This window comes from Streptomyces sp. YGL11-2, from assembly GCF_050054615.1.
Lineage (GTDB): Bacteria > Actinomycetota > Actinomycetes > Streptomycetales > Streptomycetaceae > Streptomyces.
This window is the reverse complement of sequence record NZ_JBNHIN010000065.1, coordinates 1670-25825: the sequence shown is the minus strand read 5'-3', so window position 1 is coordinate 25825 and position 24156 is coordinate 1670. Positions and strand designations below refer to the sequence as shown.

Below are 24156 nucleotides of genomic sequence, written 5' to 3'. Positions count from 1 at the left end.
TGCTGGGTGTTCGACGGTGAGACGGTCCTCTTCAACCCCTCGTTGGGTGACGGCGATTGGTGACAACCGGGCTGCGAGGCGCGCATCGAGCCCGAGGTAGCTCAACTCGCCTCGGCAGCCCTCGAAACCGTGTGGGAGCGCGGTATCCGCACAAGAAGTCAAGAAGTACGGGGTGGCGGAAGACCAGGACCGCTGAGCGGCTGCATGGCCGGAGCACAGCTCGTTGGTAGCGCCGTTTCCAGGAAAGGGCCAGGTCAGGGCGTGTTTCCGGCGAGGGTGTAACGACCTCGATCGGTGATCGATCAGGGCCTGGTACACAACCTTGGGACGGCCGACATGAGGGCGGCCTAGCTTCCAGGGCATGGCGTTCGCCCGAAAAGGTCCGATCAGTCCCGGACGCCACTTCCTACACATCCGTAAAGGAGCAATCATGCATAGCCAGGCCATGCCTACCGTCCGGCGTTGGAAGCGCACGGCGCTCCGCACCACCCTCGCTGTCGCGGTGACCGGCGCGGCCGTCGCCCTGCCGGTCGGAGCGGCATCCGCCATGCCGACGGATTACGTCAAGCAGGTCAGGGTCGGAAGCGGGGAGACCGTGACGCTGGACGGCAACACCGGTACCGCCACCGTTAAGGACCCCGAGCACGGCGTCACAAGGGTGCTCAACCACGACAAGGCCGGCCCGGTGCCGAGCCGGATGGATCCGAACGGAACCTTCACGCTGTCCGAGCCGAAGCCCGCGGCGCAGGCCGATGCCACTGCCAAGATCGTCTACAGGCATGACGGCAAGACGGTGCAGACCATCTCCTTCCCCAAGGCCCCGGCGGACCTCGGCTGACCGACTCCGGNTCCGAGCCGAAGCCCGCGGCGCAGGCCGATGCCACTGCCAAGATCGTCTACAGGCATGACGGCAAGACGGTGCAGACCATCTCCTTCCCCAAGGCCCCGGCGGACCTCGGCTGACCGACTCCGGCACACCAGCGGCCCCCGGCTCGATTCCGCAGCCGGGGGCCGCTCTTGTGCGGCCTGTGGTCTCGTCGCGACGCCGAAGCCTTGAGTGCTCGGCGGCCGCGGCGGCCACAGCGGGCGACAAGCGGAGGCAGAGTCGCGCGGCGACGACGATCCGGTCGAGTTGTGTGGGCTGGCGACGGTCTCGACGCCGGCTGATGAGATGGCACCGATGTATGAGCAGGTCGGTCAGCTGCGCTGCTCCGGGGAGGGCGGGAGGTGGAGTTCGGCGACGGCGCCGCCGTCGGGGGCGTTGGAGAAGTGGAGTTCGGCGCCGAGGACGTGGGCCTGGCCGGCGGCGATGGTCAGGCCCAGGCCGTGGCCGGTCCGCTTGCCCCCCTCAGACCCGCCGGACTGGCTCCGAAAGCGCTGGGGGCCCTGGTCGAGAAGGTAGGCGGGGTAGCCGTCGCCGTGGTCGCGCACGGTGATGACGGGGGCGTCGACGGTGACCACGACGGGTGGGCGGCCGTGTTTGTGGGCGTTGGCAACGAGGTTTCCCAGGACGCGTTCGAGCCTGCGCCGGTCGGTCTCGACAAGGTCGTCCGCTACGACGCGGACCTCGGATGTCGTTCCGGTGGCCCGTACCGCGCGTTCGGCCAGCGGGCCCAGCTCGTGTACGTCCAGGTCGGCGCTCTCGACCCGGGCGTCGAGCCGGGAGATCTCCAGCAGGTCCTCGGTCAGCCCGCGCAGGGCCTGGACACGGTCGCGCACCATGTCGGTCGGGCGGCCGGACGGCAGCAGTTCAGCCGCGGAGTGGAGCCCGGCGAGCGGGGTGCGTAGCTCGTGGGAGACGTCCGCGGTAAAACGCTGTTCGCTGTGCAGACGGGTCTGGAGGCTGGCGGCCATCGCGTCGAGGGCGGTCGCCACGGCGGCGGCCTCGTCCTGGGCTCGGTCGGGGCACCGGGCGCGGGGGTCGTTCACGCGAGCGTCGAGATCGCCGGCGGCGATACGTCGGGCGACGCGGGCGGTGTGGTGCAGTCGGCGGGTGATGCGGGAGACGGATATCAGTCCGGCCGCCAGGGTGAGGGCGATCGCGGCAGCGGAGGAGCCGATGATGGCTCTGTCCAGGCCGCGGAGGGAGGCTGCCTGTTCGCTGTAGTCCAGCCGTAGCGCGAGCACCTTTCCTCCGGTGACGGGGGCGGCGGCCCACATCACGGGGCGGCCCTGGTGCGTGGCGAGTTGGGTACCGCGCTCGTGCCGCCGCACGGTCATCTCACGGAGCGGGGCGGGGAGGTCCGGCGGGTTCACCGAGACGTCGCGGTCGAGAGGGTCGCCGGCGACGTAGGCGGACTTGCTGCGGTCCAGTTCCGCAAGCGCCGTGTGGCGCGCACGGTCCTGGGTCTGTCGGTCGACCAGGACGTGTACGAGGGTGCCGAGCACCGTGGCGAGCAGGCAGCACATGACGGTGATGAAGACGGCGGCCTTCCAGCGGAGCATCGCCGTCCAGGCAGGCAGCCACCGCGGCGGACGCGGCCGGAGAGTGCGCACGGCTCACCTGCCCGAAGGGGTTGCAGAGGCCGGGGCCCGCCGGCCGTAGCCCACGTCCTGGATGGTCATGACCTGTTGCCGCGCATCCCAGGCGTAGACCGTGCGGCTCTCGTAACCGGGCGCGTCCCCGGGCTCGTGGATGACCAGCTTGTGGTCGGCGACCTCCACCGACTGCGGGGAACTGGTGGAATCCAGGATCGAGGTCACCACCCCGTTCTTGAGCGTGTAGGCATAGATGACCAGGAGGTTGCTTCCGCTCCGGACGCCGACGATCAGCTCGTCCTTCCCGTCACCGGTCAGATCGTGGTATTCGGGGGCCCGCACAGGGCAGGAGTCCGATCCAGGCTTGTCGGCACAGGAGCGGATCTTGCGCTCCTCATCCTTGTCGAAGACCGGCTGGCCGTGGCGCTTGTCAACGTCGATCTGCGCCAGGAGAACCGAGCCCGCGGACACCTTCCGGATGTCCCCGGACCGCACCCGCGGCAGCGCGGTCAGCGGCTGCGGTTTCTCCTGGCTTCCCGTCGCCGGTGGCTCCGCCGGCACGGGCTTACTGCCGGGCCACAATTCCGCCGGGCCGGTAACGGGAGCGGCATGCCCCGCGCTCCTTGGCGCACCGGCCTCCGCACACCCGCCCAGCAGCGCCACCGAGCCCGCCGCCACGATCGCCGACGCCACCGCCCATACGACGGCACGGGGTGAGGGCAGTCGGCGGACACGGGGCACAGAGCTGCTCCCAGAAGGCCCGGAATCCGCAGGGGCTGAGACGTGAGCTGAGTCGTGAGGAGGCAAACGTTCTCTCCGCGTGGCTCTGCGACGATCCGGCAAGTCCGGAAACGGTAACCCATCGGTCGCGCAACCCGTTGTGTGGGCCGTCACAGGGACGGGGTGCCACTCATGCCGGGAAGCGGCCCCGCCCACATGTGTACGCCCGGCAGGCGACACGTTACGGAGGGTGGGACCACCCGCCCGTCGGACGTTCGCGGCGGATGCCCACGACCGGAGCCGGCTGGCGGGCCAGACTTCTTCAGGGGCAGGCAGACAGCGCTGGGCTGCGCCGACGGACAGCCCGAAGCCGCACCCACCTCAACCTCTGAGTCGACGTTCGACGGGCCTCCCCGCGTCGGCAGAGGCGTTCTGGGCACCTCTGCCGCGATGGACCGCCGACGCTCCGAGACGACACCGAGCACGCTCAGCACCTCAGCCCATGTGACATCGGTCACGTCGTCGGAGATCCGTCGCAAGGCATCGCCCACGTCACTGGGCGTTTCCGCTGGTCGCGGGCTTCTTCACGCTCAGCGGCAGGAGCTTCTTGCCGCTGCCGCTCAGTTGTGGCCAGGTATCGAACTGCGGGCAGGCACCCCGGCAAAACTGGTCGGGATCAAACCGCTCGACCGAGCCCCCGGCAGGCGACATCGACGCGCCACTCATCCTTCGACTCGCGCGCTGCTGTGGGGGTTCCGGCCTCAGATGCCGATGTGGCCGGAGCCGAGGAAGTCCCTTCCGACGCGCTGCACGCGGTGAGATCCACCTTGGCCGAATCCCCGTGAGACGGAGGTCCCGGCGCCCTGCCCCACCGTCGACGCCATGCGCTATGCCTGCCTCACCCGTGCAAGGAGGGGCCCTGGGGCGTGTCCGATGGGTCAGCGAGCCTGCCTGCCTGGCCAGTTGACTGCACTGACCTGTTGACCGGCTCGACTCGGCGAAGGGTTGTCAGGCGCAGCCGTCGTCGGACGATTATTGGTGAGGAAGCGGATGGGGTTGCGGCGTGTCATCAGGTCGATCAGGTCGTCGTCGACGCCCGCGGCCCGCAGCCGGGGCAGGAACGAGCGGAACAGATGCCCGTAGCCCTGCCCACCCTCGGCCCGCAGGTAGGTGTGACGGGAGATGTCGCCGCTGAGCAGCACCCGGTCGGCGTGTCCGGCTTCCAGGAGCGCGAGCAGCAGGCGCAGCCGGGTGGTGTCGGTGGCGTAGTGCTCCTTGCCGATGGTGTCGAAGGCCACGTAGGCGCCGGAGGCGGCCAGTTCGCGGTGTACGGCGGGGGCCTGAAGGAGGTCCTGGTGGCCGATGCTGATGCGGTGGGCGGGCAGCCCCGTGGCGGTGAGTACGTCGAGCTGGGCCGGACCGCCGACACCGAGGTGGGTGTGGGTGGCGACGGACAGGCCAGTGGTGAGGGCCGCGTGCGCGGCGGCCGTCAGGACACGTTCCTCGGCCGGGCTGGGGCGTTCGCCGTGGCTGCCGACCTCGCCGATGACCCCGGGACGGATCGCGGTGTCCATGATGCCCTGCTCGATCTCGCGGATCAGCGTCATGGTGAGGCGGTCGGGGTCTGCGGCGCTGACTTCGGGCGGGTGGAAGGGCTCGTGGTACCAGCCGGTGGCGGCGAGCACGGCGACTCCGGACCGATCGGAGATACGGGCCAGGACACGCGGGTCGCCGCCCATGCCCCGGCAGGTCAGCTCGATGACAAGGGCGAGAGCGAACGCGTCTCGCAGGGAGGCGAGTTCCGCGGTGACGTGGGCGCCATGCATGGTGGGGAGTAGGGCGGCGTCCTGGTCACCGGCCCGGCGCAAGTCCACGATCAGATGCTCGTGGGCGAGCACCGGCCCACGGACGGAAGCGACCGGGAGAGGGCCAGTGACGGTCTGCACGCTCTGCACGGTGGAACCGGTACCCGGCGCCATCGTTCCCATACGGCACAGCGACAGCCTGACGCGTTCCCGACCCTCGACCGGCCCACGACAGGAAGAGGGCTGCGCATGACCACATTCCAGCAGGCGTCGCAAGCCCAGCAGATCGCCGCAGCACTCCCAGGCCGCGCAACCGATGGCTGCGCCTTGGTGGCGCTCGATGGCCGCGCAGGGGCAGGCAAGAGCACACTGGCCGCCGTCCTGGCAGAGCAGTTGGGCGGGCCACGGCGAGCGACCATCGTCAACGGCGACGACTTCTTTGTGCCCAGACCTGTCTCACAGCGCCTGTCGATGGACACGGTGGAGGCGTACCGCCGCTACTTTGCCTGGCAGGAGCTGCGCGATGAGATCCTCGCACCGCTCGCCCATGGCAAACCGGCACGCTATGCGCCGTACCAGCCCGGTGCAGACGCCACGCTGCGCGGCGAGCCACGCCACCTCCCGGCCAAGGGGGTGGTCGTCGTCGAAGGCGTGCTGACCGCCCGCCCCGAACTGGCCCCCTTCTACGATGTGACCGTCCTCGTCGACACGCCAAGCGACGTGTGCCTGCACCGCTTGTACGCCCGCGGGGGCGGCCCGGAACGCGACGCCTGGATCACGCGCTGGCGCACCATCGAAGAGCACTACCTCACCACGACGCGCCTGCACGCACGCGTCGGCCTCACCGTACGGGGAGGGTGACGGGCCCCAAGGCCGCGTCCGTCGTCCCCGCAAGAGAGTCCACCGGCCTCGGCAACGGTGATCACGACCACCGGAGATCGATGAGGTATCCCGGGCCTCGCCGGCTGGCCTGCCAGCGCACCCGGCCGGACTGCGGGTGACCGGTCGCCGAAGCAGCTGGCACGCTGGTGTCATGGAGACGCTGCATCTTGTGCCCGGCCCGTCGGCGGCGGAATCCCTGCGGGCCGCCCTCGGGGTCGACACCGACGACCCGGCCAGCCCTGTCCAGTCGTACCCCGATGATCCCAGCGTGGGGCCGTTGAAGCCGGACGATCCGGCGGTCCGGGAACAGTGGTGGCACACGATATTCAACTGGCTCGGTCCTGAGGAGAGTGAGGAGAGTGATCCGTTTGACGAACTGGCACCGGCGGCGTTCTGGGAGCGGGTCGAGTGCGCGGACCACCTGGTGGTGTGGTTCAGCAGCGCCTCCAACTCTGAACTCGCCTTCTTCCACCTGATCTGCGACCGCCTCTCGGACAGGCCGTTCGACATAGTCCAGGTGCCCGGCCCGGTCGGGGCGCTCAGCCGGGATGAGTGTCACCCCCTGCTGGCCGCTGCACGCCCGATCACCGGCGTCGAGCGCCGGGCCGCCGCTGAGGCGTGGCGGCGGCTGAAGCAGGAGAATGCCACGTTCCGCATCATCACTCCCGCCGGCCTGGCCTCGGCGCCGGAGGACTACTACGACGCTGCCCTCCTCGACACCGCAGGTTCCAAGGGGACTGCCCTCGGCATTGTCGTCGGCACCGTCTTGGCTACCACGAAGGGCGGCGATTCGACCCTGTATTGGCGGATCGCAAAGCTCGTGGAATCCGGCGCGCTCCTCGCCGACGGACCACTCGCCACCGACATCGCCGCCCGGGCCGACGGCGCTCCCCGGCCCGCACTCGGCACCAGGATTAAACGAGCGTCTCTCATCAGCTGAGCGATCCTGAGTCGGATTCAGGGTCCGGGTTCGGTTCGAGCCACCGTGGTGGGGTGGCGTGTGGGTGCAGGTGGAATCCTGCGCCCAGCGCTGCCCCTTGTCGCCCGTGTCGGCTGGTGGTGGTGTTGCCGGAAGGCCATTCGGCTCGAAGAACCGGCAGCCCGCGACCCGCTACGACGTGGGTGAAGCGACCAGACGCCGGAGAGCGTCACTGAACCGAGCCGGCTCAGACGTGTAAGGACACGCCGAATGTCAGGCAGTCGTCAGCTGCTCACTCGTCCGGCTGTCCGGGCTGTTCGCCTTCCCCACGGAGCAGGTCGGCACGTGCCGTTGACGCCGAAGGCGCCGTAGTGGTGGAGGCGAGACCCAGGCGGGTGTGGACCATGCGCGCGATGTCCGCGATGGTGCCTTCGCTGCGGAGCAGCTCCATCGGTGGGAGGTCGATGTCGTATTGGTGGCGGACGTTCGCCAGTACCTCGCTTCCCATCAGCGAGTCCATGCCGTACTCGTCCAGGCGTCGGTGGTGGTCGAGTTGTTCGACGGACATCTGGAGAACGCCGCCGAGCATGTCGGCGATGGTGTCGGCGATAACTTGTCGGGCCTCTTCCTGGGGCATCTCGGCGAGGGCGCGCAGGATGTCTTCACGGCTCTGGCCTGCTGGGCGGACCAGTAGCGGAATGAGGCCGCTCACCCGTGGCACGTTGGCGGCGGGAAGCAGCTTCGTCAGCGTGGAGTATGCGTAGCGTCCGACGCCGGCTCGATCGAGGCCGGCGCAGACCAGGTCCTCCGCCGCGGTGAACGCCTCATGGGGCATGACCGGCTCGACGCCCAGTCGCGTCATCGTCTCGGTCAGCCCGTTGCGATCGACGTAGCCGGTACCACCGATGACGCCCCAGGCGATCGCCGTACCTGCTTCCCCGCGACTGCGGCGGGCCCGTGCCAGGGCCTCCAGGAAGGCGTTGGCGGCTGCGTAGTTGGACTGCAGCGCGTTGCCGAGGAAGGCCGTTCCGGAGGAGTACATCAGGAAGAAGTCCAGCGATCGTCCCCGGGTGAGGTGGTCGAGTACGGTCGCGCCGGCCATCTTCGGGAGGAGCACGGATCGGAACCTGTCGTCGGACAGATCGGTGAGCGGTGCATCGTCGAGGTGCATCGCAGCGTGGACGATGCCGCGCAAGGGATGTCCCGATGCCTCGGTCTCCGTGACGACACGCCGCATGGCGTCGAGGTCTGACACGTCTGCCGCGTACGGCGTGGCTCGCACTCCACGGTCTGCCAACTCCGCGAGCAGTGTGGGTGCTTCGGGGGCTTGTGCGCCGCGTCGGCTGACCAGTGCCAGGTGGCGGGCGCCTCGGTCGGCCAGCCAGTGGGCGGTGGCGCCGCCGAATCCGCCGAGACCGCCGGTGATCAGGTAGGTCGCCTCGGGATCGAGCGGGGGTGGGGTCTCGCGGCGTTCGACGGAGCAGGAGCCGTCGAGGGCGTCGAAGGTGACGACGACCTTGCCGATGTGCCGGGAGTGTTGGAGCAGTCGGAACGCTTCGACGATGCGCGAGGCCGGGAAGACGCTGTGCGGTAGGGGTCGGTAGTGGCCGGTTCGAACCGCTTCGGAGACCTGCTGGAACTGGTCTTTGGCCAGTTCGGGTTGGTGGGCGAGTGCCGTGAGGTCCACGCCGAAGAAGGCGATGTTCCTGTCGAAGGGGCCGAGGAGGAGCGGCTTGTTGAGGTAGATGTCGCGTTTTCCGAGTTCGATGAAGCGTCCACCGGGTCTGAGGAGTTCCAGGCTGCGGCTCATCGCCTCTCCTGCCAGGGAGTTGAGGACGACGTCCACGCCTCGGCCGTCGGTGTGGCTCATCACCTCAGTGGCGAAGTGGAGGCTGCGCGAGTCCAGTACGTGTGCGGCGCCCAGCACTTCCAGCAGGTCCCGCTTGGCCGGGGTGCCGGCGGTGGCGATCACCTTGGCGTGGCGCAGTTCGGCGTACCGCAGGGCAGCCAGGCCGACGCCGCCCGCACCGCCGTGGACCAGGACGGTCTCTTCGGGGGCGAGTCGGGCAAGGTGACCCAGGCCGTAGTGGACGGTGAGGTAGACGATCGCGAGCGTGGCCGCCTCGGTGAAGCTCATGCCCTCGGGGATACCCGCCACGGCGTGTTCGGAGGTGATCACGTGGGAGGCGAGCGCGCCGGGGGCGAGGCCGTAGACCCGGTCGCCGACGCAGACGTTCGTCACCTCCGGGCCCACCGCCGTGACCACGCCGGCGCACTCCAGCCCCGGCCCCGGTTCTTCCCCCGACTCGATCCCCGCGATGGGTGGGATCAGTCCCATCGACCTCATGATGTCGCGGTAGTTGAGTGCCGTGGCGTGGACGGCGATGGCGATCTGTCCCGGTCCGGGCTGCTGCGGGGGAGCGCTTTGGACCCAGGCGAGCTGGTAGGAGATCCCGGGGTCGCGTACCTGGAGGGTGAAGCAGGGTGCCTCGGTGCTGTCGGCGGTGCCGTGGCGGTTCGGTAGCTCGATGAGTCGGGGGACGAAGCGGCCGTTGGCGGTGAGCACGATCTCGTCCTCGTCCGACCGGGTGAGGATGTCCCGGACGAGGCGTTGGGCGTCGTACCGCGGGTCGACGGAGCGTTGTAGGGACAGTCGTCTGACGCGCAGGTCATGGTGCTCGTTGGCGAGGGTGCGGGTGATACCCCAGACTGCCGCGTCCTCTGGTGCGGTGACCGGCTCCGGCGCGGGATGGAGTCCCGAGGGCCGGGTGACCAGCCACAGTGTGGCGTCGATGGTGTCCGGTAGTTCGGCGAGGGCGGCGGTGAGGCCGCGCAGGGCTGCGGCGCGGCGGATGGTCCGCTCCATGAGGGGCTGGGCTGGACCGTCTCCCAGGATCAGTACCACCGTGATCTCTCCGGTGTCGGTGGGCAGCAATCGCCGCCACTGACCGGGGTCTTCGCCTGCCGTGGTACGGACGGTGCGGCCGCCGTGATCTTTGAGGAGGGCGCAGACGGCGTCCGGCAGACAGCCGTCCGTGTCGGTCTCGGCGGCGACGACCCACACCGAGCCGCTCTCCGCCTTCGGCAACTCGGGGGGTGGGACGGGCCGTTCGGGCGGCGTGGCAAGCAGTGCCGACATCACGTCATCGGTGCTGTCGGGTTCTGCACCGATGCGGGCGATGTCGGTGAAGCCGCACTCGGCGAGCAGCGCCGGCCACCGGCTACCGGACAGCAGCGGTGAGTCGGTACGCAGTTCCTGGTCGGTGAAGGCCCAGAAGGTCTCCAGTGTGCCGATCAGCGGGGCGAGGAGTTCGGTGTCGTGTAGTTCCAGGGCGAGCAGCCGGCCACCGGGAGCGAGGAGCCCGGCGACCTTCCGCAGTGCTTTCCTGAGGTCCTTGGCGGTGTGCAGGGCGTTGGCCGCCACCACCATGTCGAAACTGCCCTCGGTGAGGCCCTGTTCAGCGGTGTCGCCGTCCAGGTCGAAGGACTGGTAGTCGACGAAGTCGTAGCGGTTGAAGCGCTTTTGGGCGCGTCCCAGGAAGAAGGGCGAGATGTCGGTGAAGAGGTAGCGGGTGCGTTCGGGTGGCAGCAGAGGAAGCAGCACGCCTGTGGTGCCGCCGGTGCCCGCCCCCACTTCCAGCACGCGCAGCGGCCGGTCCTTGGGCCACCGGTCGACCACGGTGGACAGCACGCCGGCCAGGACGCGGTTGTGGTGGTGGTGGATCGGTGAGATGCCGTAGAACTGCTCCAGCGCCTCCAGCCCGCCCTCTGCCAGCAGTAGTTCCAGCGGGTCGCACGCGCCACGCAGTACTTCCGTGAAGTGTTGAAGCATGTGTGCGTACAGCAGTGTCTCGGCCGGGAAGGCAGGGAAGTCGTTTCCGATGACGAGACGCTCTCGGGTTTCCACGCGCAGGTCGGTCGTCAGCAGGCGCCACCGGCCGTCCGCCCGGAGTTCCAGCAGACCGTGGCGTTCCAGGAGTGGGGCGATGGCGGATACGAGCCGACGGTGCCGGGGGAGCATGCCGGCCGTCACCAGGTCGTCGACGGTGAACGCGGAGGAGGGGTCGGGGAGCAGCTCGGCGAGGGAGCGGGCGATGCCGCGGGCGTTGCACTCCTTGACGGCTTGTACCACCTGGTCGTGGCGACGGTGCCGGTGGTGTCGCTGGAGTTCGGCGATCCGGTCGCCTGCGGCGGTCAGAAGCGATGCGGTGCCGGGCAGCGGCGATTTGGCGGCGGGCATGTCGGGGTGCGGGGCGGCGCGCAGCACGACCGTGTTGCGGCTGAGCGGTGTGCCGCGTGTGCTCCGTACGCGTCGCATACGGCACTGTGCCAACTCGACGGCGACGGTACCGTCCTCGTCTGCGACGGTGATGTCCCAGGACATCTCGGCCTGGGTGCTCGCGCGGTGGCGGACGTGGATCACACCCGACGGCGCGGGAGAGCGCCACACGCGGGCTGCTCCGATGGCTACGGGCAGGTAGCCCTCGCTCACGGCGAGGGCGTCGGCCATCAGTGGTGCACCGGCTTGCAGGGCGCCGTCCATCAGCGCGGGGTGGGCTTCGTACTCGTCCGCCGGCTCTCCGTAGTGGTAGCGGGCGAGGACCTCGCCGTCTCCCACGTGTAGCTGGCGCAGCACCTGGAATTGGGGGCCGTAGCGCAGTCCGGCCGCGGTGAGCGCCGTGTAGTGCTGTGCGCCGGACATGGGCTTTGGACAGCGGGCGAGGAGCGCCGCGGGGTCGAGGACGGGCGGGGGCGGGCGCAGCAGGGTGCGGACGCGGCCCCGGGCGTGCTGGCTCGGCTCGCCGGTGCGTCCTTCGCGCGAGGAGATGGCGATCACCCCGTCTTCGGTGGAGAGGGACACCACCAGGTGGACGCTGCTGGGGTTCTCCCGTGGCACCACGATGGGGCGGGTCATCTCCAGGCCCTCTACCTCGATCGGTGTCCCCAACGCGCGTCGCCCGGCGGCCAGGGCCATCTCCAGGTAGCCCGTGGCGGGCATGATGACCGATGCGCCGACCTGGTGATCGGTGAGCCAGGGGACCAGGGTCGGCTCGACCGGCCCTTGCCAGGTCGGCTCCGGCAGCGGCAGGCGGTCTCCCAGGAGCGGATGGTCGGGGCGCCCGTCGCCCTCGGAGCCGCTCCACACCGCCGGGGAACCGCTCCAGTGCCGCTCCCGCTGCCAGGGGTACTGAGGGAGGTCCACCACCCGGCCGCGGTGCGGGAAGTGGCTCTGCCAGGCCACGTCCGCACCGGAGGCGATGAGCGTGGCCACTGCGCGGTCCAGGGCGGTGCGCCCGTCGGCCTGTGGGGTGAGGGTGCGGACCACGGCGATGCGTTGGGGTTGCCCGGCGGTTGTGCGGCGCAGGTAGGGGTGGAGCACGGGGCGGGGGCCGATGTCGGTGAACACTGCGTAGCCTTCGTCGCGCAGATGGGCCACCGCGGGTGCGAAGAGCACCGGTTGGCGGATGTTGTGCCACCAGTACGTGGCGTCCAACGCGCTTCCCTCGATCGGGCTGCCGGTGACGGTGGAGACCATCGGGATACGGGCAGGGCAGGGGCGCAGATCGGCCAGTGCCGCGTGCAGTGGTTCCTCGACCGGGTCCATGGCCGCGCTGTGGAAGGCGTAGTCCAGGTCCAGTTCGACGAAGGCGACATCGCGTGCGGTGAGTCGCGCCGACAGCTTGCGTACCTGATCGGTGGGGCCGCAGATCGTCACATCGCGGTCGGTGTTGACTCCGGCGATCTCCAGCCCCGGGTGGTCGGCCAGCCAGATGTCCATCTCGGCGCGCGGCAGTGCGACGGCGGCCATCCGTCCGCTGCCACGGGTGTCGGCTTGGGCGGTGGCGCGGATGGCGACGACCCGGGCGGCATCGGCAAGGGTGAGGGCGCCCGCCGCCCAGGCCGCTGCGATCTCTCCTACGCTGTGGCCCACCACTGCCGCCGGTTCGATCCCGTGGTGGCGCAGCCGCTCCACCACTGCGACCTGTACGGCGAAGAGCAGCGGTTGAGCGATCTCGGTCGCGGCGAGCCGGGATTCCGTCGGGTCCTTGGCGAGTTCGGTGGTGACCGACCATCCCAGGTGCGGACGGAGCAGGACGTCGACGTTCTGCACGGCGGCGCGGAAGACCGGGTCCTCGGCCAGGAGGTCGGCGCCCATCCCCGCCCACTGGGACCCGTTGCCGCAGAAGGCGAAGACCGGCCGGCCGTCGTGTGCCGCTTGGGCAAGTCCGCCGGCATCGCTGGGCGACGCGTCGGCCAGCGCGGCCAGTTGGTCTGCTGCGTGTGCGGGATCGGTGGCCAGGACGGCGGCGCGGTGCGAATGCCGGGCACGGCGCACACAGGAGGTGTACGCCAGGTCGTAGAACTCTTCCGGTTCGGCGGTGCGCAACCGGTCCGCGGTGCGGCGAACCGCCTCGGTCAGCGCAGTGGCGCCACGGGCACTGACCACCACCGGCCGAACTTCGCGGGCCGGGGCCGGGGCCGGGGCCGGTGGTGGCGGTGCGGCCGGTGGGCCTGCGGCCACGATGACATGGGCGTTGGCGCCACCGAATCCGAAGGAGTTGACGCCCACAACGGAGCGCTCGGTCAGTTCGACGCGGCGTTGCCGGGTGGCGATCTCCAGCCCCAGCGCCGGAAGGTCGACATGCGGGTTCGGTTCGCTGACGTGCAGGGAGGCGGGGATCTCGCCATGGCGCAGCACGAGCAGGGCCTTGAGCAACCCGGCCATTCCCGAGGCCGGTTCCAGGTGGCCCAGGTTGGACTTGACCGACCCGAGGGGCAGCTCACCTCGTGTCCGCCGCACACCCAGCGCGCGTCCGATCGCCTCGCACTCGACGGGATCGCCCACGGGCGTGCCGGTGCCGTGCGCTTCCAGGTAGGCGACGTCGTCGGGATCCACACCGGCCCGTGAGTACACCTCCCGCAACAGTGCTTCCTGGGTCTCCACCCGGGGCAGCGCCAGGCCCGGCGTGCGGCCGTCGCTGTTGATCGCGCCCTCCACGATCACCCCGTGAATCCGGTCCCCGTCGGCGACGGCATCGGTCAACCGCTTCAGCAGAGCCACGGCCCCGCCCTCGGCGCGCACGTATCCGTCGGCTCCGGCCGAGAACGAGCGGCAGCGACCTGTGGGGGAGAGCATGGCGGCCTGGCAGAACCCCACGTAGTGGAACGGGCTGAGCAGGACATTGACGCCGCCCACCAGCGCGGCACGGCTCGTACCGTCCAGCAGCGTCCGGCACGCCTGGACCACCGCGACGAGGGAGGAGGAGCAGGCAGTGTCGACGATCAGGCTGGGACCGTGCAGGTCGAAGAAGTGCGACAGGCGGTTCGCGGCGATGGAGGACGCGGCTCCTGCCATGGTGTACGCGTTGATGTTGTCCGAGACCATCTGCATCGCACCGTAAGAGTTGTCGGAGATGCCTACGAAGACGGCGGTGTCCGATCCGGCGAGTGCAGCCGGATCCACCGCCGCGTCATCGCACGCCTCCGCCGCCATCTCCAGCAACAGCCGGTGCTGCGGGTCCATCTTTGCGGCCTCCTTCGGCGAGATGCCGAAGTACGCCGCGTCGAAACGGCTGATGTCGTGAAGGAAGCCACCCGCCGCCGTGTAGCTCATGCCCGGGCGCGGCATCGCCGGGTCGACGAACCGCTTGGCGTAGAAGCGGTCCTCGGGAACCTCGGTCACCAGGTCCTTCCCCGATGCCAGCGCGTCCCACAGCCCGCCCAGGTCCGCGATGCCGCCGGGCAGCCGACAAGCCGCTCCCACCACCGCGACCGCTCGGTCGATGGGGCCCGCCTGATATCCACTGACGGTCATGTTCCCTCCGTAAGGCGTGTGGCGGCCCATGTGGACAGGCGTGCGTGGACCGTTGCGGACGGGTGGCCGTGATCGATGGGTGGCAACCGGTGGAACAGGACGGGCACCGCAGGCGCCGCCCCTGCCCCCGCTATGGGAAGGTCCAGGTCTTCCAGCGCCCTCTGGATGCCCCGGCAGAGCTCTGTGCGATCGGCGCGCGATGTTCTTCGCTCCGGTTCCACGACCACCACCGGCCGCTGCGCGGCGGCCGGCCCGACGCCGACCAGCACGGCACGGTGCACGCCGGGCACGGCGTTGAGGGCCGGTTCCACCCGTCCGACGAGCAACGGGCCTTGGGGGGTGCGTAGTTGGCGGTCGAGGCGGCCGTAGAACCAGATCCGGCCCTGGTCGTCCAGTCGGCCGGCATGGCCCGTCCGGTGCACGGCCTCGTCGGCAGCCTCGAACGATTTCACCGACGGAGTCGTCGTCACCGGATCCAGCGAGCAGTAGCGGAAACACGGCCCGGTGACGGCGAGTTCGCCGACCGAGGCGCTGGACAGGGCCGCGGCGTCCGGTTCTGTGGAGGACACCTCAGGCGGGAGGAGACGTACGGTGGTGCCGGGGACGGGACGGCCCAGGCACACCCCCTGCCCCCGGTCCGTTGCCGGGCGCAGTGCGAGCAGTTGTCGGTGGTCGATCGCGCTGACGGGAATGCTCCCAGCGGCGCAGTAGACGCTGTACACCGTAGTGGCGGCCGGTAGGCACACCCTCAGCCTGTCCAGGGTCTCGTAGGGCAAGTACACGCCGACGGACAGGACATGGCTCAAGGACGGCAGGGGAGTGAGGGTGCGGATGCAGTGACGGGCGAGGTGGTCCAGGAGGGCGGGCGAACCCATGAGGACATCGGCCCCCGTACGGTTCACCGTATGTGCTGAGCGGCGGGCACGCAGGTGCCCGGAGCGTATCCGGCCGGTCCGAGGGATGTGTCTGGTGGCGTCCAGCAACGGCCCGAGCGGCGGACCGAGCGGCGGGGTCGGCAGGCAGGAGGCCACCACCGTCCGTCCGGCCAGGGGCACGGCCTTGGAAAGTGCCCGTATCTGTGCCTCCACGACGCGGCACTGCCTGCGGTGCCGGGGGTGCCGTAGGCCCACACCGTGGGGTGCGTCGTGGAGAGTGCAGAGGACGGTACAGGCCAGCGGAGCCAAGGCGAACACCTCCGGTCCATGCGGTCAGCGGCCTGGTGCGGTGTCCCTGACCGGCCACTACCGGGACGGGCTAGCCTTCTCAGCATGCTGACGGCTCCTCGCCGACGACACCACTCACATGGGTGATGCAGGCGCGCGTCGGTGCACGGCAGTGGCGTGCGGGACGAAGCGGGGTGTGCGAACCAGCTCACGCGCGGGTGTCGTTGGGCACAGGCCCCGGGTTGGTCGCCTCGATGTCGGAGTTGGTGAAGCCGAACGGGTCCGGCGTCATCAGTGCCCAGAGACTTCGATTCTCGGGCGGAAGATCTCGCCGGGCTCTGGGCGTCGGGCGAGTGGAGTGAGGACCTTCGCCCGTACTTGTTTCGGTCTGCCTTCGGTCTGCCTTCGGTCGACCGGCGACACTCCAGTAGCTCCTGGCCAGTAGGACAGCCAGGGTGCCGTCCTCCCTCTCTCGCCGGTGTCCGTGGGGCAGGGGCGCCGCAAGGGACACACCGCGTGCGATGGCGACGGTGGCCCATCCCCGCCTCGGCGGGAACGGGCCACCGGTCGCCCCCCCCGCGCCTAGTGGTAGTCGTAGGCCCTGACATACATGCTGTGCTTGTGCAAGCCCGTCTGGTACAGGTGGACGTAGTACGACGTGCCCGCCCGGACGTTGCCCGCATCGACCTCCCACTGGTGGCCACCCTGGCAGTAGTGGTGCGGGCTCGACGCCATGACGTTGCCGTCGCTGGTGCGGACGATGTCGGCTGCGATCCGCTGCCCGTCTTCGCCATAGCAGCCGAAGTTCACCCCAAGGTTGTTGACGTCCGGGACGAAGTCCTTGGTCCGCCAGCCGAAGGCCGGGGTGTGGGTGTCGCTGAACAGCAGGTGCCAGCCCTGGGCCCGGACCGGGACGGCCGACTGCGCGGCCTGGGCCGACGGGGCCGTGGCCGCGAGCCCCGCACCGAGCGCGAGGGTCGCCGCCGCGAGGGCGATGCTCTTGCGTGCGTTCATGGTTCCGGTTTCCCCTTTCCCCGGTCACGGGCCGGGCCCCCTCGGGTCCCCCGAAGGCCCGTGGCCTCGCGGCTCCGTTTGTCGGGCGGTGCCGCTGGTTCAAGAACGTACGGGCGACCCGGCGCCGCGGGCGTCCCACACCGGGTTGAACTCGGTGCGCACCCTGGGCGGTAGCCGTGCGGTTCCTGCAACTTCCGTGGTACTGCGGGAGTTTGACGCCCGGCCCACCGCACCGGAGTTACGCTGCGGCGATGCGGATCCGCCTGTCTCGTGTGCTGGTCGTCGACACCCTGATCGCGCTCGCCCAGACCGGCGTGGCTCTGCTGCTCGGGCGGGAGTCCGCGGCTCAGGGCTGGCCCGCACTCGACCTGCCCGCCCATGTGCTGGTGGCCCTGGCGAACCTGCCGGTCGCCCTGCGCAGCAAGGCCCCGCTCGCCGTCTTCGCCTCCGTCCACCTGGCGTTCGCCGGGTACGTCACCCTGGGCTGCTGGCCCGTCGTGAGCAGCTTCGGACCGTTGCTCGCCGTCTACACGGTGGCCGCGCTGCGCCCCGCCCGCGTCTCCGTGCCCTGCGCGGCGCTGACGGGCGCACTGTGGATCTACGCCGGTGCGGTCACCGTCCACGCGTCGATGCCGTCCGTCGTCAGCCAAGCGCTGGCGTTCCCCGCCGTCCTGTGGCGGTTCGGCGTCGTCGCCCGCCGGTCGGCCGACCTCGCCCGCCGCCTCCGCCGCGAGCAGGAGGAGCGGGCCCGGCGCGAAGTCGCCGAGGAACGTGGCCGGATCGCGCGAGAACTGCACGACGTGGTCGCCCACCACATGTCCGTCATATCGATCCAGACGGGCCTCGCCCGCTTCGTCTTCGACAGCGACCGGGACACCGCGCGTACGGCGCTCGAGACCATCGACGCCACCAGCAAGGAAGGGCTGGAGGAGCTGCGGCGCATGCTGAAGGTGCTGCGCGTCGCGGACGACGGCGGCGCACCGGCCGCGCCGATGCCGGGCCTCGCACGCCTGGACGGGATGGTCGAGCGGATCCGTGCCGGGGGAGTCCCCGTTGCACTGCGCGTCGAGGGCACCCCGCGCCCCCTGGCGCCCGGCATCGAACTGTGCGCGCACCGCGTCGTGCAGGAGGCGCTGACCAACGTACTGAAACACGCGCCGGGCGCGAGCGCGGACGTGGTGCTGGCGTACGGGCCGCGCCAGGTGACCGTGTCGGTCACGGACGACGGAGAGGGGGTGAATCCGGACAGAGTGCGAACCGGGGGCGGGCATGGCTTGATTGGCATGCGGGAGCGGGCCAAGCTCTACGGCGGGACGGTCAGCATCGGCCCGCGGAGCGACGGGGGGTTCGCCGTGCGGCTGACCCTGCCGACCTCGGCACAGGCCGCAGGGCAGGGGGACGACACCACGGGATGACCAGAGTGCTCGTCGTCGACGACCAGTTCCTCATCCGCGCCGGCCTGGTGGGGCTGCTGCGCGCCGCGCCCGGGGTCGAGGTGGTCGGCGAGGCGGCCGACGGCGCGGAGGCCGTCGCACTGGCCGCGCGGACCCGGCCCGACGTGATCCTGATGGACATCCGGATGCCCGGCCTCAACGGCATCCAGGCCACCGAGCGCATCCTCGCCGGGGCCGCCAATGAAGGCGACGGCCCCGCGCCCAGGATCCTGGTGCTGACCACCTTCGACCTCGACGAGTACGTCTACGGGGCGCTGCGGGCGGGTGCCTCCGGGTTTCTGCTCAAGGACTCGGGGCCCGAGCGGCTGCTCGCCGCGGTGGCCGCGGTCGGCGGTGGCGACGCGCTCTTCGCGCCCAGCGTCACCCGGCGACTGGTCGAGGCGTTCGCCCGGCAGGCCGGGACCGGAGTCGGGGACGGGGCCGAACCGCCCCCGGACCTGGCCGCGTTGACCACGCGCGAGGTGGAGGTTTTGAAACTGATCGCGCGGGGGCTGTCCAACCTGGAGATCGCCGACCGCCTCTACATCAGCGAGGCGACCGTCAAGACACACCTGAACCGCACCATGACCAAGCTCGACCTGGACAGCAGGGCGCAGGCCGTCGTCGTCGCGTACGAGACGGGGCTGGTGACGCCGGGCGGCTGAGGCGACGATGCCGGCAACAGCGAGGGGCTGCCGGCTCCTGGTCGGAGAGAACGGCTCCCTCGGCGAAGTAGTTCAGCCCTGGCTTGAACTCCAGTCGGGGGACGGCGGCCAGCACCCGGACTTACGGCTGCCGAGTCAGTCCAGGCGGTAAATCTGGTACTCGATGGTGCGTGGGCCGGCCAGTCGGCCCTCGCCGATGAACAGGCTCTGCATGAGCCACCGGTATTTCAGGGCGCCGGTGTCGAACTGGGCGACCATCCGCATGTACTGGTCATCGAACCGGGTTTCCCGTCCTTCGCTCAGCGCGGCGAGGAATGCCGGGCTTTCCCGGATCAGCGCGTTGTCGTAGCTCAGCATGATCACCTCGCCATCGTCAGTGGCCAGCGTGACCCGCAGATCCTGTCGGCGCACCTGGTCCGTGCCGAGCCGGATCCAGTCCATCCCGGGTGTGACCAGTGTGGCGTCGATCCGCTCGCCGACGAGGCGCGCGGTGTTCACCCGCCAGCACAGCCGTTCTCCTAGAGGACTGCCGGTGGTCGGCCCCCAAGGGCCGTCGATGGTCTCGCTGTAGATCATCTCCGGGGCCAGTTTCATGTCTGTTCCTTCGCTTTGTGTGGTGAACCGCTGCGCCCTTGGGTGTTGGCAGCGTGGTCCGGGTAGGAATCGCGGGGCCTGAGTCGTCTAGGCACCGGACGTGATCCGCTGGGCTTGATCGCAGATGGATGCCACGATCCGTTCTGCGGTGAGGGTGTCGCGGACCAGGCCGGCCGACTGGCCGGCATAGAGCGCCAGTGCCTCGACATCGCCGGTCATCCAGGGGACCGGAACCATGTCCCCGTACCGTTGGTGGGTGCGTCCCTGGCTGTCCGTGGCCACGATCACGCCTTCTCCGGGCCGGTTGGGGGCGGCGGGGCTGCCCGCTGCTTCCCAGGCCGTGAGGGTGGAGTTGCGGAGCGACCGGTGGGGTGCGTTGGGCCAGCCGCCGTCGAAGCAGCGGGTATGGACCGCGTCCTGCGGTGCCGCGCGCAGCACGGCGGCGCGGTACACCTCGTGGGTCGCGGCCTCCAGCGCGGTCAGGAAGCGGGTGCCGAGCCACCCTGCCTGCGCGCCGAGGGCGAGGACGGCGGCGAGGCCGCGTCCGTCCGCGATGCCGCCGGCGGCGATGACCGGCACCGGCGCGACCGCGTCGACCACCGCCGGCACCAGGGCGAGGGTGGAGACCTGGCCCCGCACGTGGCCGCCTGCCTCCCAGCCTTGCGCCACGATGGCGTCCACGCCGGAATCGGCCGCGCGCTCGGCCTCCTTGACGGAGCCGACGGTGTGCAGGTGCAGCACGCCCGCGGCGTGGAGACGTCCGGAGAGGTCGCCCGGGTCGCCCCAGAAGGTCGAGACGATGGGCACCTCCTCGTTCAGGCAGGCGGTCATCACGTCGTCGATGGGGAAGTCCAGCACCAGGTTCACGGCGAAGGGGCGGCCGTCGGCCAGTTCGCGGACCCGGCGGATCTGCTCCACGGCTTGCTGGGGCCCGGTCCAGGTGAGCGCCAGCGTGCCCAGTCCGCCCGCGCGGGAGGTCGCGGCGGCCAGTTCGGGTGTGGCCGCCGATCCGATGGGTGCCTGGATGACGGGCACGCGGATGCCCAGTAGGCGGCACAGCGGTGTGGTCAACGTGCTTGTGTTCATTGCGCGTTCACTCTTTCCTGTTCGGGTGCTCCGACGACACGAGCGCCTTCGGGCCACTCACCGGGACACTGGCCAGGGAGGGAAGGGATCGGGGTCTGGATTCCGCTTCACGGCCGGTTCGCAGACGGGCTCTACGGGGGTCGGCGCGGCCTGCTGCCCGCCAGCCGTTACGGGGGGTGTGGAAGGCGGGAAACCTGCGTGACCTCGGCAGCGCCGCCCAGATGGACGGTGGTGCCGGACGGGGTGTGCTGTGCGGTGGCGGTGATCGTGGCGGTGCTGCCGAGGGAGTCGCCCATGTCGACCGCGACGCTGGTGATGCCCTGCCCGGCGAGGTGTGCGGCCAGGCAGGCGGTGCTGTTGGCGTTGGCGATGTCCTCCGCGACGCCGATCGATGGGGCGAACATGCGGGCTGCGACGCGGCCTGTGGAGGTCGGCACGGTGTGGACGTAGCAGCCGAGCATGCCGAGGCGGTCACAGGCGGCGCGGAGCCGTTCGAGGTCGGGGGCGAGGGTGGCGAGAGCAGCCCGGGAGCTGAGGGGAACCAGTATCCGTGGCCGCCCCATGTCCACGGAGGCGACACGGGTAGCCGGAGCGAGCGTGTTCGAGGTGTCGCCGAGTGCGGGCAGGACGAGGTGGCACTCGAACCCGGTGGGGGCACGCAGGTCGACGGGGCCGGGGGCGAAGGCGGCCTTGACGCGCGTCTTCTCGCGTACGGCCCAGCCGGGGAGGACACGCTCCGACGTATGGAGGCTGGCCCGGTACTCCCGGCCCTCGGCTCGGTCGGCCAGGAAGGCCAGAGCTGCGATAGTCCCGTGGCCGCACGCGGGCAGTTCTCCCTCGGCGGTGAAGAAGCGGAGGGAAACTGCTGGACCGCTGGATCGGCTGTCGTTCACGGAGATGAAGACGGCGTGCGAGGTTCCCATCAGGACCGGCACACGGCGGCGCTCGTCGTCACTCAACGGCGCTTCATCCATCACCGCCGTCGGGCTGCCGCCTCTGCCGTCGCGCAGGCATGCGCGGACGATGGCGACGGGCAGGCCGCGCTCACTCATCAGCGGCCGACCTGCGAGTCGGTTGTGTGGAAGGCATCGAACCGCGGTGCGCCCGGTTCCGGTGGGAGCCTGGTGGCGCGGGCGGTGAAGCTGATGGCGTGGTACCAGCCGCACAACATCAGCAGGTCGAGGATCTGTTCGGAGCTGAACTGGGCGCTGAGCCGAGCCCACAGGGCGTCGTCGATGTCGTGGCCGTCGTGCAGGGCGTCGGCGGTATCGAGGAGCAGTCGGTCGCGCTCGCTGGTCCAGCAGACGTCGGCGCTGGATCCATGGGTGAGGGAAGTGATCTGTTCGGTGGTCAGTCCGGCGCGATCGGCGAAGCGGGCGATGTGGACGCCCCATTCGTACTCGCAGCCGCACCGGGCGCAGGTGCGGTCGATGACGAGTTCCCGGTCTCGCAGGCCGAGGCTGAGACGGCGGCTGAGCTGGTAGGAGCCCCAGCCGTGCAGCGCCTCGGCGAGTGGGAGGTTGCGGGCGCAGGTGCGGAAGAGCGCGATGGGCTCCTCCCCGTTCGGCATCATGCGCCGCAATATTGCCGCGGTCGGTCCGGGATAGGGAGCCGACAGTGGTGGGATCCGGGTGGCCATGGCGGCGGGTTCCTCCCCTCGGGCTGCTTCGGATTTCGAAGCGTCATGAGGGAGAGTAGTGTTTCTGATTCCGAAGCACTAGCCCCAACGGCACCCAGCAGGACGGCATCCCGGATGACCCCAACACCTCGCCCCCGACGCCCCGTTCGTGGTTCCACCACCGGCCGTCCGCTCATGGCCGCACTCGACCTGTTCGGTCGGCGGTGGATCCTGCGCATCCTGTGGGAACTACGCGACGGGCCGCTCGGTTTCCGGCCACTGCAGCAGCGGTGTGACGGCATGTCATCCAGCGTGCTGCAGCAGCGCCTCGGCGAGCTGCAGGAGACCTTGCTCGTCGAACGCGACGCGTCCGGCGCCTACCGGCTGACCGGGTTGGGCCGGGATGTCTATGACGAACTCCGGGGACTGGTGCGGTGGTCCGACCGCTGGGCGGCCGAGCTCGACCGTCTGCCGCGCGATCGGCCAGCCGTAGAGCCGTAGTTGTCGGCCTGATCCGTCAGACGGCAGCCGTGGGTGGGAAGCGGCCAGTCGACAAGGCGCCACGGTACATCGGATCGGGTGCCCCGGAAGTTGGCGGCGAGCCGGAGAGCCATAGGCGGCCCGGTCGGTCACGCCCAGGTACGCGTGGCCGACCGGGTGGCACGATGCCGGCAGGTCGAGTGGGGCGGCTGGACCGGTGGCGATGGCGTGCACGACGGTGCCCGGCGCGGCGCCGTCGATCCGTGTGCGGAGCCGCAGTAGGAGCGTGACGCGGAGCAGCGCGGTGCCGTCGAAGGTGATGTCCGGGTGCGGCATCGGCGTGATGGCCATCGGCGTGGTGGCCATGAAAAGATCCTTTCAGCGAGGAGGAGACGCATGCGTGCCATGCGGTTCGAACGGTTCGGCGGGCCCGAGGTGTTGGCGGAGGCCCAGGTGCCCGACCCGGTGGCGGGGCCGGGTGAGACGGTGGTCGAAGTGGAGGCCGCGGGCGTCAACTTCGGCGATATCAAGCAGATCGCCGGCGAGCAGCCCGACGGCCCCTATGCGCCCAAGGGTCCGCTGCCGCGGATCCCCGGCATGGAGGTCGTCGGCCGGACGGCGGACGGGCGCCGGGTGCTCGGCCACGTCCTGCAGGGCGGTTATGCCGAACGGGCCGTGGTGGCCGAGCGCGACCTGGTCGCGGTCCCGGAGGGCGTGAACGCGGGCGAGGCGCTGGCGGTCCTCGTCCAGGGGCTGACTGCCTGGCACCTGCTGCGCTCGGTCGCCCGAATCAGGCCCGGCGAGAGCGTGGTGGTGCATGCCGCCGCGGGCGGCACCGGAAGCCTCGCCGTCCAGCTGGCCCGGGAGTTCGGGGCCGGACGGGTCATTGCCACCGCGTCCTCCGAGGACAAGCGCGCCTTCGCCCTGGAACTGGGCGCGGACGTGGCGATCGACGGTGAGGCGCGGGACTATCGGGAGCGGGTCCTTGCCGCCAACGGCGGGCGGCCGGTCGACATCGTGCTGGATGCCATCGGCGGCCCGGTTCTCGACGCCGCCCTGGACACCTTGGGATACCTGGGTCGTCTTGTCACCTATGGAGCCTCTGCCCGGCAGCCGGCCTCCCCCGTCGCGCCGAGCCGCTTGGCAGTGGACAGCCTTACCGTCGCAGGCTTCTGGCTCACCCCGCTGCTCGTCCGGGACGGGGCCGGGGGCGCACCGCTGGAGGAACTGCTCGATCTCACGGCCAGGCGGCGCCTGCAACCGCTGGTCGGAGCGGCGTACCCGCTCGGGCAGGCCCGCCAGGCGCACGAGGACCTGCTCGCCCGCCGCACGAAAGGAAAGCTCGTCCTGATCCCCCGAACCTGAACGTGCACGCCGTCCTCCGCCCTCACGACGGTACGGCCGCCGGCGGGCGGGTCGACGCGCTACCACCCGCAGGTGCCCGCTTCGGCCCCGGCGTCCGGCTGCTGGTGGGACGGGGCGA

The 24156-nt window shown here is 70.4% G+C and carries 18 protein-coding genes; 7 read left to right on the top strand and 11 right to left on the bottom strand.

Going from position 1 to position 24156, the window contains the following annotated elements; translation table 11 throughout:
* Window positions 1-430 precede the first annotated feature (430 nt).
* Window positions 431-838 carry a hypothetical protein gene (locus ACO1BR_RS38600; protein ID WP_426799784.1) on the top strand — a complete coding sequence of 136 codons (408 nt, stop codon included), beginning with the start codon at window positions 431-433 and terminating at the stop codon, window positions 836-838.
* 359 nt (window positions 839-1197) lie between these two features.
* On the opposite strand, the gene ACO1BR_RS38595 is transcribed toward ACO1BR_RS38600, so the two are convergent.
* From ACO1BR_RS38595 to ACO1BR_RS38580, 4 genes are all read right to left on the bottom strand, one after another.
* Window positions 1198-2445 carry a sensor histidine kinase gene (locus ACO1BR_RS38595; protein ID WP_426799793.1) on the bottom strand — a complete coding sequence of 416 codons (1248 nt, stop codon included), beginning with the start codon at window positions 2443-2445 and terminating at the stop codon, window positions 1198-1200.
* Window positions 2446-2499: 54 nt separating this feature from the next.
* On the bottom strand, window positions 2500-3039 hold the full coding sequence (locus ACO1BR_RS38590; protein WP_426799783.1) for a hypothetical protein: 540 nt from the start codon (window positions 3037-3039) through the stop codon (window positions 2500-2502).
* A 711-nt stretch (window positions 3040-3750) separates the two neighbouring features.
* Complete coding sequence (locus ACO1BR_RS38585) at window positions 3751-3924, bottom strand: hypothetical protein (RefSeq protein ID WP_426799796.1); 174 nt, start codon at window positions 3922-3924, stop codon at window positions 3751-3753.
* A 212-nt stretch (window positions 3925-4136) separates the two neighbouring features.
* Window positions 4137-5177: a phosphotriesterase family protein gene (locus ACO1BR_RS38580; RefSeq protein ID WP_426799782.1), complete on the bottom strand. Its 1041-nt coding sequence runs from the start codon at window positions 5175-5177 to the stop codon at window positions 4137-4139.
* A 75-nt stretch (window positions 5178-5252) separates the two neighbouring features.
* Here ACO1BR_RS38580 and ACO1BR_RS38575 point away from each other — a divergent pair, with 75 nt between their 5' ends.
* Together ACO1BR_RS38575 and ACO1BR_RS38570 are read left to right on the top strand one after the other, a co-directional pair.
* Window positions 5253-5864, top strand: coding sequence for a uridine kinase family protein (locus ACO1BR_RS38575; protein WP_426799781.1), 612 nt, complete (start codon window positions 5253-5255; stop codon window positions 5862-5864).
* Window positions 5865-6036: 172 nt separating this feature from the next.
* Entirely contained in the window at window positions 6037-6825 is a 789-nt protein-coding gene (locus tag ACO1BR_RS38570; RefSeq protein ID WP_426799780.1) for a DUF3658 domain-containing protein, read from the top strand.
* A 271-nt stretch (window positions 6826-7096) separates the two neighbouring features.
* On the opposite strand, the gene ACO1BR_RS38565 is transcribed toward ACO1BR_RS38570, so the two are convergent.
* The 3 genes from ACO1BR_RS38565 to ACO1BR_RS38555 all read right to left on the bottom strand — a co-directional run bounded on the left by ACO1BR_RS38565 (window position 7097) and on the right by ACO1BR_RS38555 (window position 16797).
* A complete protein-coding gene (locus ACO1BR_RS38565) occupies window positions 7097-14620 on the bottom strand; it encodes an SDR family NAD(P)-dependent oxidoreductase (protein ID WP_426799779.1) in 7524 nt (2507 codons plus the stop codon).
* Entirely contained in the window at window positions 14617-15651 is a 1035-nt protein-coding gene (locus ACO1BR_RS38560; protein ID WP_426799792.1) for an AMP-binding protein, read from the bottom strand. The genes ACO1BR_RS38565 and ACO1BR_RS38560 overlap by 4 nt, the downstream gene beginning before the upstream one ends.
* A 714-nt stretch (window positions 15652-16365) precedes the next feature.
* Window positions 16366-16797: a hypothetical protein gene (locus tag ACO1BR_RS38555; RefSeq protein WP_426799778.1), complete on the bottom strand. Its 432-nt coding sequence runs from the start codon at window positions 16795-16797 to the stop codon at window positions 16366-16368.
* A gap of 251 nt (window positions 16798-17048) precedes the next feature.
* Between ACO1BR_RS38555 and ACO1BR_RS38550 the strand changes: the two genes are divergently transcribed.
* Entirely contained in the window at window positions 17049-18212 is a 1164-nt protein-coding gene (locus ACO1BR_RS38550) for a sensor histidine kinase (protein ID WP_426799777.1), read from the top strand.
* Window positions 18209-18895 (top strand): response regulator, encoded by a 687-nt coding sequence (locus ACO1BR_RS38545; RefSeq protein WP_426799776.1) that lies wholly within the window; start codon window positions 18209-18211, stop codon window positions 18893-18895. Before ACO1BR_RS38550 ends, ACO1BR_RS38545 begins: the two co-directional genes overlap by 4 nt.
* Before the next feature lie 135 nt (window positions 18896-19030).
* Here the strand turns inward: ACO1BR_RS38545 and ACO1BR_RS38540 are convergent, their stop codons facing one another.
* From ACO1BR_RS38540 to ACO1BR_RS38525, 4 genes are all read right to left on the bottom strand, one after another.
* Window positions 19031-19489: a DUF3237 domain-containing protein gene (locus tag ACO1BR_RS38540; protein WP_426799775.1), complete on the bottom strand. Its 459-nt coding sequence runs from the start codon at window positions 19487-19489 to the stop codon at window positions 19031-19033.
* 87 nt (window positions 19490-19576) lie between these two features.
* Complete coding sequence (locus tag ACO1BR_RS38535; RefSeq protein ID WP_426799774.1) at window positions 19577-20632, bottom strand: NAD(P)H-dependent flavin oxidoreductase; 1056 nt, start codon at window positions 20630-20632, stop codon at window positions 19577-19579.
* A 110-nt stretch (window positions 20633-20742) separates the two neighbouring features.
* Complete coding sequence (locus ACO1BR_RS38530) at window positions 20743-21627, bottom strand: PhzF family phenazine biosynthesis protein (protein WP_426799773.1); 885 nt, start codon at window positions 21625-21627, stop codon at window positions 20743-20745.
* Window positions 21627-22148 carry a carboxymuconolactone decarboxylase family protein gene (locus tag ACO1BR_RS38525; protein WP_426799772.1) on the bottom strand — a complete coding sequence of 174 codons (522 nt, stop codon included), beginning with the start codon at window positions 22146-22148 and terminating at the stop codon, window positions 21627-21629. Before ACO1BR_RS38525 ends, ACO1BR_RS38530 begins: the two co-directional genes overlap by 1 nt.
* Window positions 22149-22388: 240 nt before the next feature.
* Here ACO1BR_RS38525 and ACO1BR_RS38520 point away from each other — a divergent pair, with 240 nt between their 5' ends.
* Both ACO1BR_RS38520 and ACO1BR_RS38515 read left to right on the top strand, forming a co-directional pair.
* A complete protein-coding gene (locus tag ACO1BR_RS38520) occupies window positions 22389-22694 on the top strand; it encodes a winged helix-turn-helix transcriptional regulator (RefSeq protein ID WP_426799771.1) in 306 nt (101 codons plus the stop codon).
* Between the two features lie 375 nt (window positions 22695-23069).
* A complete protein-coding gene (locus ACO1BR_RS38515) occupies window positions 23070-24038 on the top strand; it encodes a quinone oxidoreductase family protein (RefSeq protein ID WP_426799770.1) in 969 nt (322 codons plus the stop codon).
* Window positions 24039-24156 lie beyond the last annotated feature (118 nt).

What these genes read in the sequence shown, in the direction of transcription:
- ACO1BR_RS38600 (WP_426799784.1), top strand. Translation starts at nt 431, where the DNA reads ATGCATAGCCAGGCCATGCCTACCGTCCGGCGTTGGAAGCGCACGGCG.
- ACO1BR_RS38595 (WP_426799793.1), bottom strand. Translation starts at nt 2,445, where the DNA reads ATGCTCCGCTGGAAGGCCGCCGTCTTCATCACCGTCATGTGCTGCCTG.
- ACO1BR_RS38585 (WP_426799796.1), bottom strand. Translation starts at nt 3,924, where the DNA reads ATGAGTGGCGCGTCGATGTCGCCTGCCGGGGGCTCGGTCGAGCGGTTT.
- ACO1BR_RS38580 (WP_426799782.1), bottom strand. Translation starts at nt 5,177, where the DNA reads ATGGCGCCGGGTACCGGTTCCACCGTGCAGAGCGTGCAGACCGTCACT.
- ACO1BR_RS38575 (WP_426799781.1), top strand. Translation starts at nt 5,253, where the DNA reads ATGACCACATTCCAGCAGGCGTCGCAAGCCCAGCAGATCGCCGCAGCA.
- ACO1BR_RS38570 (WP_426799780.1), top strand. Translation starts at nt 6,037, where the DNA reads ATGGAGACGCTGCATCTTGTGCCCGGCCCGTCGGCGGCGGAATCCCTG.
- ACO1BR_RS38565 (WP_426799779.1), bottom strand. Translation starts at nt 14,620, where the DNA reads ATGACCGTCAGTGGATATCAGGCGGGCCCCATCGACCGAGCGGTCGCG.
- ACO1BR_RS38555 (WP_426799778.1), bottom strand. Translation starts at nt 16,797, where the DNA reads ATGAACGCACGCAAGAGCATCGCCCTCGCGGCGGCGACCCTCGCGCTC.
- ACO1BR_RS38550 (WP_426799777.1), top strand. Translation starts at nt 17,049, where the DNA reads ATGCGGATCCGCCTGTCTCGTGTGCTGGTCGTCGACACCCTGATCGCG.
- ACO1BR_RS38545 (WP_426799776.1), top strand. Translation starts at nt 18,209, where the DNA reads ATGACCAGAGTGCTCGTCGTCGACGACCAGTTCCTCATCCGCGCCGGC.
- ACO1BR_RS38540 (WP_426799775.1), bottom strand. Translation starts at nt 19,489, where the DNA reads ATGAAACTGGCCCCGGAGATGATCTACAGCGAGACCATCGACGGCCCT.
- ACO1BR_RS38530 (WP_426799773.1), bottom strand. Translation starts at nt 21,627, where the DNA reads ATGAGTGAGCGCGGCCTGCCCGTCGCCATCGTCCGCGCATGCCTGCGC.
- ACO1BR_RS38525 (WP_426799772.1), bottom strand. Translation starts at nt 22,148, where the DNA reads ATGATGCCGAACGGGGAGGAGCCCATCGCGCTCTTCCGCACCTGCGCC.
- ACO1BR_RS38520 (WP_426799771.1), top strand. Translation starts at nt 22,389, where the DNA reads ATGGCCGCACTCGACCTGTTCGGTCGGCGGTGGATCCTGCGCATCCTG.
- ACO1BR_RS38515 (WP_426799770.1), top strand. Translation starts at nt 23,070, where the DNA reads ATGCGTGCCATGCGGTTCGAACGGTTCGGCGGGCCCGAGGTGTTGGCG.